The sequence below is a fragment of the Methanobrevibacter sp. genome (genome assembly GCF_045577275.1).
Classification (GTDB): Archaea; Methanobacteriota; Methanobacteria; order Methanobacteriales; family Methanobacteriaceae; genus Methanobrevibacter.
On the sequence record NZ_JAZNIB010000111.1, the window covers coordinates 1 to 7621 of the forward strand.

Consider the following 7621-nt stretch of genomic DNA (forward strand, 5'->3'; position numbering starts at 1 on the left):
AATAATTAAAAAAATAGGAAAATAAAATTATAATAATTAAAAAAATAGGAAAATAAAATAAAAATTAGAAAAATTAATAAGATAAAGTTTTATGAAACTCTATCTCTAAACGATTTCAATAATCTTGTTCTGAATGCCACCAAGACTATCAGGACAAACCCTATTGCCGTTTGAATAGAACCTAAAATCGTAAGTGCCATAGAATTGATAGGCAAATTCCAAGCAGGGGAAGTTCTACCATTAGGTAAAGGATTATAATAAACACCTACAGCACGAACATCCGGCTTTACATTTAAGTCACTAGGCTCTACATAGTCTACACCAACAATAAGACCATTGTTGATACCTCTATTGATAGATCCGGCTATTGTCGAAGCATTATAACCATACTTTCTGACTGACGCCTTCACTACTTCACGGGTAATATCTGACAATCCTGCCTTTTCACTTCCATAAACAGAAACGGAAACAGAGTCTTTGGATATTGTAATAGCATTGATTAAAACATCAGTAGCAGTACGAACCTCCAATTCTTCACCACATATTGGGCAAGTGCTATAACGCTCTGCATCTGGGTAACCTGTTGCCCAACCACAATCTAAACATACTTTAGAGTAATTTTCATCCATAGGGAAACCAGTGGTGTTAACTTCTTTTGGTACGAACATGTCTCCAGTACTGATTAATGAAACAAGGTTTACTGCACCCCCACCGTATTTCTCACCGGAATCGACAGCTACTTCTTCCATAGCTTTACCGACAATATAGGTAGCAGGATAACCATCCCTAATCATTTTACCAATGTTTACTGCAGTTTGTCTACGTACACGATCTGCTGTACCCATTTTAGGGTTACCTTGACTGTTTCTTAAGTGAATAATAGCCCCTTTAGAACCTTGAGGCAGTTGTACAATACCGCCTTCATGGTGAGTGACTCTGATAGTTCCATCATCACCTACAACAACAAGATAAGCATTGAAACTTCCTCCGATAGCTGCTCCCATTGAAGGTCCACCGATAAGCAAACGGATTCCTTCAAAACCACTTGCTAAAGCAGCAGCAGATGCTGGGCTTGAACCATGTTGCATTGCTCCAAGTGCATCAATAATCGCATAGTTCCTTTCTGTACTGTTACCTTCCCCCCCGGAAAGCACAGAATATCCATCATTTTTTGACATGATGAATGAAGATTGGAACATGTTATTTGCAAAGGACATACTTCCTGCAGCAGCACCGTTCGGGTCTTCACCAGTTGGGTCAGTGATGACAAGCACGTTACAAGTAGCAGAAGCTGTAGCCATTACTGAAAAGAGCATTAAAACCAAAAATATTAAACCAATGATTGCTTTACGATTCATTCTCAAATTTTAACCTCCTATCCAGCAATACTGTAATTATAAACACTTGTTGATTGATCAAGATTATAGTTATCAGTTGAAGTGGTCTTGTTAGCAGTAATATTAATAGTTGAGAAATCTTCAATAACTGTAACAGTAACAATACCAGTGTCTCTATTTACAGTTACATCTGCCCCTGCAATTGGAGCGATTTTAGTACCTGGAATTGTTGATCTTCGAACAAATTTCTCTGCATTGGCCTCGGCCTCAGTCACGGGCAGCTCCCGTATAGATGTTTTAAGTATATCTCCATCTATATAACTACCTTCTCTTAAACCGGAATTTTCAACATTATAACGGATACTGTCAATAGGAACAATATCATTTCCTTTAACAATAATACCTGCAATAGGTACTCCTTCAGCGACTTCAGCAGAGGATGCATATGCTACATAGATAATTAATCTACCACAAACAATTAAGATAAAAGCTAATAAAAAAATTATTAAAGTGTCTCTCCTAATTTTTAAAAACATAAGATGCCTCTATAATAATAAATTTTAATAAAATATTTTAAATTATTTAAATAATTATATCTAATCGCGCAAATCTAAACGAATTGCAAATAAAATATAATATAAATATTTATTTAATTTACATATTATTAATACTTAACTATATCAAAAAAGGTTAAAAATAAGAAAAATTCTGTTTTAAAAGTAGTAGAAAAATAATAAAAATAAAAAAGAAAAAAAAATGAATGAAAAGAAAATTACAATTTAGTCATTAGGTCCATTATAGAGAAAGGCTCACCATCTTTTCTAACCCTTGGAGCTCCACCAAATGCAGCCAATGCATTTTTCTTAAAGTCTTCATTAGCTCTTCTGGACACTTCACCAAAAATCATCTTATAGGCTTCACATTGAGGGTCTACTGCTCTTGGGGATTGTGTAGCCACGATTCCATTATAAGGACATCCTCCTCTACAGAACTTGATGAATTTACAGTCAGCACAGTCCTCATCAACAAAATTCTTGAATTCCATTAATTTTCCCCATGCCGGAGACTGTTCCAAATCCTCCATTGAAGGAGTATCATAAACATTTCCCATAATATATTCATCCATGCCTACAAAACGGTAACATGGATAAATGGAACCATCATGACCTACAGCTAGAGTGGTTCCCATACAGTCATTAAATGTACAAAGAGTGCCTACACGTCTAAGGCTGCTTTTTGCAATATGGTCCAAGTCCATTATAACAAACTTATCCAAATCATATAGATACTTATCCAACCAATCAATCAACAATTTACCATGTTCATCTTGAGGAAGTGCCCATGGATCAGCATTATCACCACGTAAAGAAGGCAATGCCGCATGAATCTTTAGATTCAAACCATTTTCCTTGAAGAAATCATATATTTCATCTGAAAAGTCTTTTGAGTATGAAGTGAAAGTGCATACAAAATTGATTTGAATATCATTATCCGTTGCTAACTTAACAGATTTCATGGTCTTGTCGAAGTATCCTTCACCTCTTTGATAATCATTGATTTCCTTAGGACCATCTATACTTGTACTGATGGCTATATTGTACTTTGAGAATAATTTAGCCATTTCCTCATCCAAAAGCCATAGGTTACTTTGCAATGAAAAACCTTCAGTTTCATGAGTATCTGCATCATTAAGTAATGGAAGTGCCTTTTCATAGAAGTCATAACCTGCAAGTAAAGGTTCACCTCCATGGAAAGTGAAATGAACAGGTTCATCCCTAAAATCAGCTAGCCATTTTACTATCTGATTGATTACATCTATATCCATCAATTCTGCATTTTCTTCAGAACCCCAACAATAGGCACAATTGGATGGGCATCCTAAAGTAGGTATAATCATAACATGAAAAGTCATTTAATCCCTCAAATAAATTTAAAGTAAAAATTGTATAAAAAAATTGATTTTAAGTAAAAATTCATTTATTAAAATTGCATTTACTGATTTATAATTAAATTGGAAGAGTTATAATTTTTTATTCAATTCGGTGATAAGGTCTTTTTTGATTGATTCCTCTTCAGTTTTTTCCTTATCATTACCGGTTTCAAAAACATATCCGCAATTATCACACTTGAATTCTTTTAATTCAGCATGAGCATGATGATTATCAATGAATCTTCTATGAGCGGTTTTATCTGTAGAACCGCATTTAGGACATTTCGCAATAAGATCTTCAAATTTCATATTATCTCTCCTTGATTTTTTAAACATTATTTTTAATTAATATTAATATTGTTTGTTATTATTAATATAATTTAATCTTCAATACTTCCAATATATTAAAAGCATATTAAAAGCATATTAAAAATTCTCTATCAAAGCATAGGTAAGATTAAAGAGAATTGGCAAAATCATCTATCAATTCATCAATATAATCAAATTTGGCAATTTGACCTAACCAATGTTCTGGAATATCCTCATAGCCATAATAGATTCCTGCCAAACCACCTGCAATAGCTGCAGTTGTATCAGTATCCTCACCTAAATTAACTGCTGCCAAAGATGTTTCCTTATATGAATCATTGTTTAAAAGACACCAAAGTGAAGCTTCAAGTGATGCTACAACGTAACCTCTTCCCCTAATGTAATTTTTTGGAAGATTCTTTATATCTTCATATAAAATTCTCTCAAAATGATGCAATTCCTTTTTGAAAGCATCATTGGTGCAATAATACTCCTTGGCTGATTGAATACCATACTCAATAAGTTCAGCCAAGCTTGATTTGTTATCCTCTTCAAAAACATTCTTCAACAGTCCAATAGCTATCAAAACATATATTCCACAAGCCATTTGACTTCTTCTGTGCCTATGTGTCAATGAGGAAAGATTGTGAATGACTTTCATTTGATCTTCCATGGAAAATGAATATTTCTGTGACAAGAAATAAATGAAATATGCAATTGGCAATATCCTCATTAAAGAGCCGTTTCCATTGTCAGAGCCACTTACTCCTCCAGATAAGATCGCTTCACACCCATCTTTGAAATTATATATTCCAGAGGCTGTTGTTCCGCCATAATCAAAAACCTCACCATGAGGACTGTATTCTGCATCATCGAACCATTTGCAGAATTTTTCCATGATGTCTTCATAATCTATAATATCTAAAATATCCAAATCGGAGGCTTCTTCTCCAATTTTATCCTTATTGGAATTTAAGGAATATGTTAATCCATCTACAGTTGCCAAAGCCAAGGAACTGTCATCAGACCATGTTCCAGGTTCCTGATTGTATGTTCCAAATCCTATCATATCCTCCAAAGGATACTTTTCACAAAATGATCTGGATTTGAATTCATAAGGAACACCTAATGCATCAGCTACAACAAGCCCAAAAATTCCGCTTTTGAATAATTTATTCTTATTTTCATTCATAATTTAACCCCTTTAACTTAAAAAATGTTTAAAATAATTTCAAAGATAATTTCTAATATATTTAAGAATTTAATAGTTTAAAAAAGTTCTTGAAATATGATCATCATTAAATATTATTAACAAAATTCAAATTATTAATAAATTAGTAGATTTCAGATAATTAATTAAATAAACTATAAATACTCATAATTATATAATATTAGTATTTGATTTAATTATTAATATATATAGGTAACAAATATGACATTAGAAATACTAAAAAGAGGAACAAGTGAAAATTTCTTGCTTAAGCAAATCATTAAAAAGAATTTCACATCAAAATATAAGGACTCAGTTATTGGAGTTCTTTGGAGTTTCTTAAACCCATTGATTGAAATGGCTTTATTGACAGCAATTTTCTCAGCAGTATTTGCAAAAAGTATTGAAAATTTCCCAGTTTACTTTTTAACAGGAAGAATAGTTATTAATTTCTTCAATAGTGGAACAAAAATAGCTATGAATTCCATTAAAGCAAATAGAAGTATTTTCAATAAGATTTTTGTACCTAGATATGTCTTTGCATTAGGTGGAATCTGTTCAGAATTCCTGAATTTCCTGATGTCTATTGTTGTTCTTATTGCAATAATGATATTGACTCAAGCACCATTCTATCCTATGGCGCTATTATCAGTAATTCCAATAGGAGTTTTATTCATGTTGATTACTGGAATAGGATTGATGTTGGCAATTGTCTGTACTAAATTTTCAGATATTGCATACTTATATAAAATATTCACTTCATTATTAGTTTATGCTTGTGCAATATTTTATCCGATTACAAGCGTGCCTCAACCTATGAGAGGATATATGGAACTTAATCCAGTTTATGGAATCATTGCGCAATTCAGATCATTTGTAATGCAAGGGCAACTACCGTCTACACAACTAATGTTAACTACTTTTGGATTTTCCCTTATTATTTTCATAATTGGAGTGCTAATATTCCGTAAATATCAAAATAGAATTACATTAGAACTATAAATTTGGAGAGATAAAATGAGCAATACTGAAAATGAAGTTAAAAAGATTAAAACTCAAATCGTACCAGCCATTCACAATACCGTTTCTCTTCAAGTTTATTTGAAAACCGAAGATGGGAATGCTATTGCAAATAAAGAGATTCTTTATAAATTTTTAATTGATGGGGATGAGGAACCTAAAACATATAAAAGAACAACTGATGAAAAAGGAAAAGCTCACTTAACCCTTAGCACAAATAAAGATGCTACTATTGAAATATTGTTTGAAGGTGATGATGAGTATGAAATGACAAAAGTCACAACTCTTAAAGTCAAGCCTTCTAAAGAAGAAATGGATAAAAAGAATAATCATCCAAACAAAAAGATAAAAAAAGAGAAAGCTAATGCAAATAAAGAAGCTAAAAAATTAAAATTGATTGAAGAATATAATGAACATCAGAATTATCTTCAAACTACAGATCCAAGTAATATTGCAATTGAATTGAAGAATGTTTCATTAAGCTTTAAGATAGGCAATGATAAAATTGACAACCTAAAGGAATATGTAATTAGGACTATCAAAAGAACCAAGGAAAAGAAAACCATTTTCAAAGCAACAGATAATGTATCCTTTAAAATATATAAAGGCGAAAAGATAGGACTTATAGGTTTTAATGGTGCTGGAAAAAGTACATTGCTTAAAATCATTTCCGGAGTTTATGCCCCTGATGAAGGAGAAGTAATAATCAACGGAAACATTGCACCTCTATTATCCTTAGGTGCCGGATTTGATAAGAATTATTCCGGAAGAGAAAACATTTTCCTAAATGGTGCAATCCTTGGATATGATGAAAAGTTCCTAAGATCCAAATATGATGAAATCCTCGAATTTTCTGAACTTGGAGACTTTATCAACTTACCTGTAAAAAACTATTCCTCTGGTATGTTATCCAAACTCGGATTCTCTATCGCAACAATTGTAGAGCCAGATATCCTTATTCTAGATGAAGTTCTTGGTGTAGGTGACATCACATTCAAAAAGAAAAGTAAAGAAAAACTCCAATCATTGATGGCATCTCAAACTACCGTATTGCTTGTTTCCCACACAATCAGTGAAGTCAGAAATATCTGTGATAAGGCAATTTGGATTGAAGAAGGTAGAGTAAGAGAAATTGGGGAAGTGAATTATATCTGCGACAAATACGAAGCAGAAGCTAAAAAGGCAAGTAAAGAAAAAACCAAAAAACTTAAACCTCAACGTTTCTAATTATGTAGCTATTATTTTAATAGCTATCTTTTAATATTTATTAAAAAGAGCTATTTTTTCCAACCTTAAAAAAAAAAACTATTTTTTAAAAGTTCTAAGTATCTTATCTTTAGTGATCTTAAATAGAACACCTACTCCATGAGTAATAGGGTCCTTTGTAGAACCATCAACGTCATAGCGAACTGTAATAGGCACTTCCACTATTTTTAATCCTGCTTCTGCAGCATCCACAAGCATTTCACTTTCAATTCCAAAACCTGTATCCTTGAATCTGAAAACATTTTTGGTCTTTGGAGAAAATGCCCTAAATCCACTTTGGGAATCAGTGATATGGATTCCTGCAGAAATATTTGTAGCAATGTCCAAGACCTTCTGCCCCACTCTTCTGTAAGCAGGAGTGTTTTCTTCAGGCCCATTCATATACCTACTGCCATTGACTAAATCTGCACCATCCTCAATGATCGGCTTAAGCAAATCAGGAATCTCATTAGGATTATGTTGTCCATCACCATCAATTGTTACAATGATTGAATCATCATCAACAGCCTTAAAACCTGATTTTAATGCTTCACCCTTACCTAAATTAGT

The 7621-nt window shown here is 32.6% G+C and carries 8 protein-coding genes; 2 read left to right on the top strand and 6 right to left on the bottom strand.

The annotated features are described in order from the left end of the window. Positions 1-89 precede the first annotated feature (89 nt). The 5 genes from ACKI67_RS03640 to ACKI67_RS03660 all read right to left on the bottom strand — a co-directional run bounded on the left by ACKI67_RS03640 (position 90) and on the right by ACKI67_RS03660 (position 4768). Positions 90-1316, bottom strand: a complete 1227-nt coding sequence (locus ACKI67_RS03640; protein WP_407462039.1) for a hypothetical protein — start codon at positions 1314-1316, stop codon at positions 90-92. Positions 1317-1375: 59 nt separating this feature from the next. Next, positions 1376-1873 carry a hypothetical protein gene (locus ACKI67_RS03645; RefSeq protein ID WP_407462032.1) on the bottom strand — a complete coding sequence of 166 codons (498 nt, stop codon included), beginning with the start codon at positions 1871-1873 and terminating at the stop codon, positions 1376-1378. 236 nt (positions 1874-2109) lie between these two features. Further along, the gene (locus tag ACKI67_RS03650) at positions 2110-3249 is read right to left on the bottom strand and encodes a TIGR04083 family peptide-modifying radical SAM enzyme (RefSeq protein WP_407462033.1); all 1140 of its coding nucleotides are present in this window, start codon (positions 3247-3249) and stop codon (positions 2110-2112) included. Between the two features lie 108 nt (positions 3250-3357). Continuing rightward, the gene (locus ACKI67_RS03655) at positions 3358-3576 is read right to left on the bottom strand and encodes a TIGR04165 family Cys-rich peptide (protein ID WP_407462034.1); all 219 of its coding nucleotides are present in this window, start codon (positions 3574-3576) and stop codon (positions 3358-3360) included. A 148-nt stretch (positions 3577-3724) separates the two neighbouring features. Further along, positions 3725-4768: an ADP-ribosylglycohydrolase family protein gene (locus ACKI67_RS03660; RefSeq protein ID WP_407462035.1), complete on the bottom strand. Its 1044-nt coding sequence runs from the start codon at positions 4766-4768 to the stop codon at positions 3725-3727. A gap of 240 nt (positions 4769-5008) precedes the next feature. On the opposite strand from ACKI67_RS03660, the gene ACKI67_RS03665 reads away from it, so the two are divergent. Further along, complete coding sequence (locus ACKI67_RS03665; RefSeq protein WP_407462036.1) at positions 5009-5788, top strand: ABC transporter permease; 780 nt, start codon at positions 5009-5011, stop codon at positions 5786-5788. A gap of 15 nt (positions 5789-5803) precedes the next feature. Next, positions 5804-7033: an ABC transporter ATP-binding protein gene (locus ACKI67_RS03670; RefSeq protein ID WP_407462037.1), complete on the top strand. Its 1230-nt coding sequence runs from the start codon at positions 5804-5806 to the stop codon at positions 7031-7033. 78 nt (positions 7034-7111) lie between these two features. Here ACKI67_RS03670 and ACKI67_RS03675 read toward each other — a convergent pair. After that, a partial coding sequence (locus ACKI67_RS03675) for a glycosyltransferase family 2 protein (RefSeq protein WP_407462038.1) occupies positions 7112-7621 on the bottom strand: 510 nt, incomplete at its 5' end.

Coding starts and splice junctions, on each gene's coding strand:
- ACKI67_RS03655 (WP_407462034.1), bottom strand. CDS start 3,576: ATGAAATTTGAAGATCTTATTGCGAAATGTCCTAAATGCGGTTCTACA.
- ACKI67_RS03640 (WP_407462039.1), bottom strand. CDS start 1,316: ATGCTCTTTTCAGTAATGGCTACAGCTTCTGCTACTTGTAACGTGCTT.
- ACKI67_RS03650 (WP_407462033.1), bottom strand. CDS start 3,249: ATGACTTTTCATGTTATGATTATACCTACTTTAGGATGCCCATCCAAT.
- ACKI67_RS03645 (WP_407462032.1), bottom strand. CDS start 1,873: ATGTTTTTAAAAATTAGGAGAGACACTTTAATAATTTTTTTATTAGCT.
- ACKI67_RS03670 (WP_407462037.1), top strand. CDS start 5,804: ATGAGCAATACTGAAAATGAAGTTAAAAAGATTAAAACTCAAATCGTA.
- ACKI67_RS03665 (WP_407462036.1), top strand. CDS start 5,009: ATGACATTAGAAATACTAAAAAGAGGAACAAGTGAAAATTTCTTGCTT.
- ACKI67_RS03660 (WP_407462035.1), bottom strand. CDS start 4,768: ATGAATGAAAATAAGAATAAATTATTCAAAAGCGGAATTTTTGGGCTT.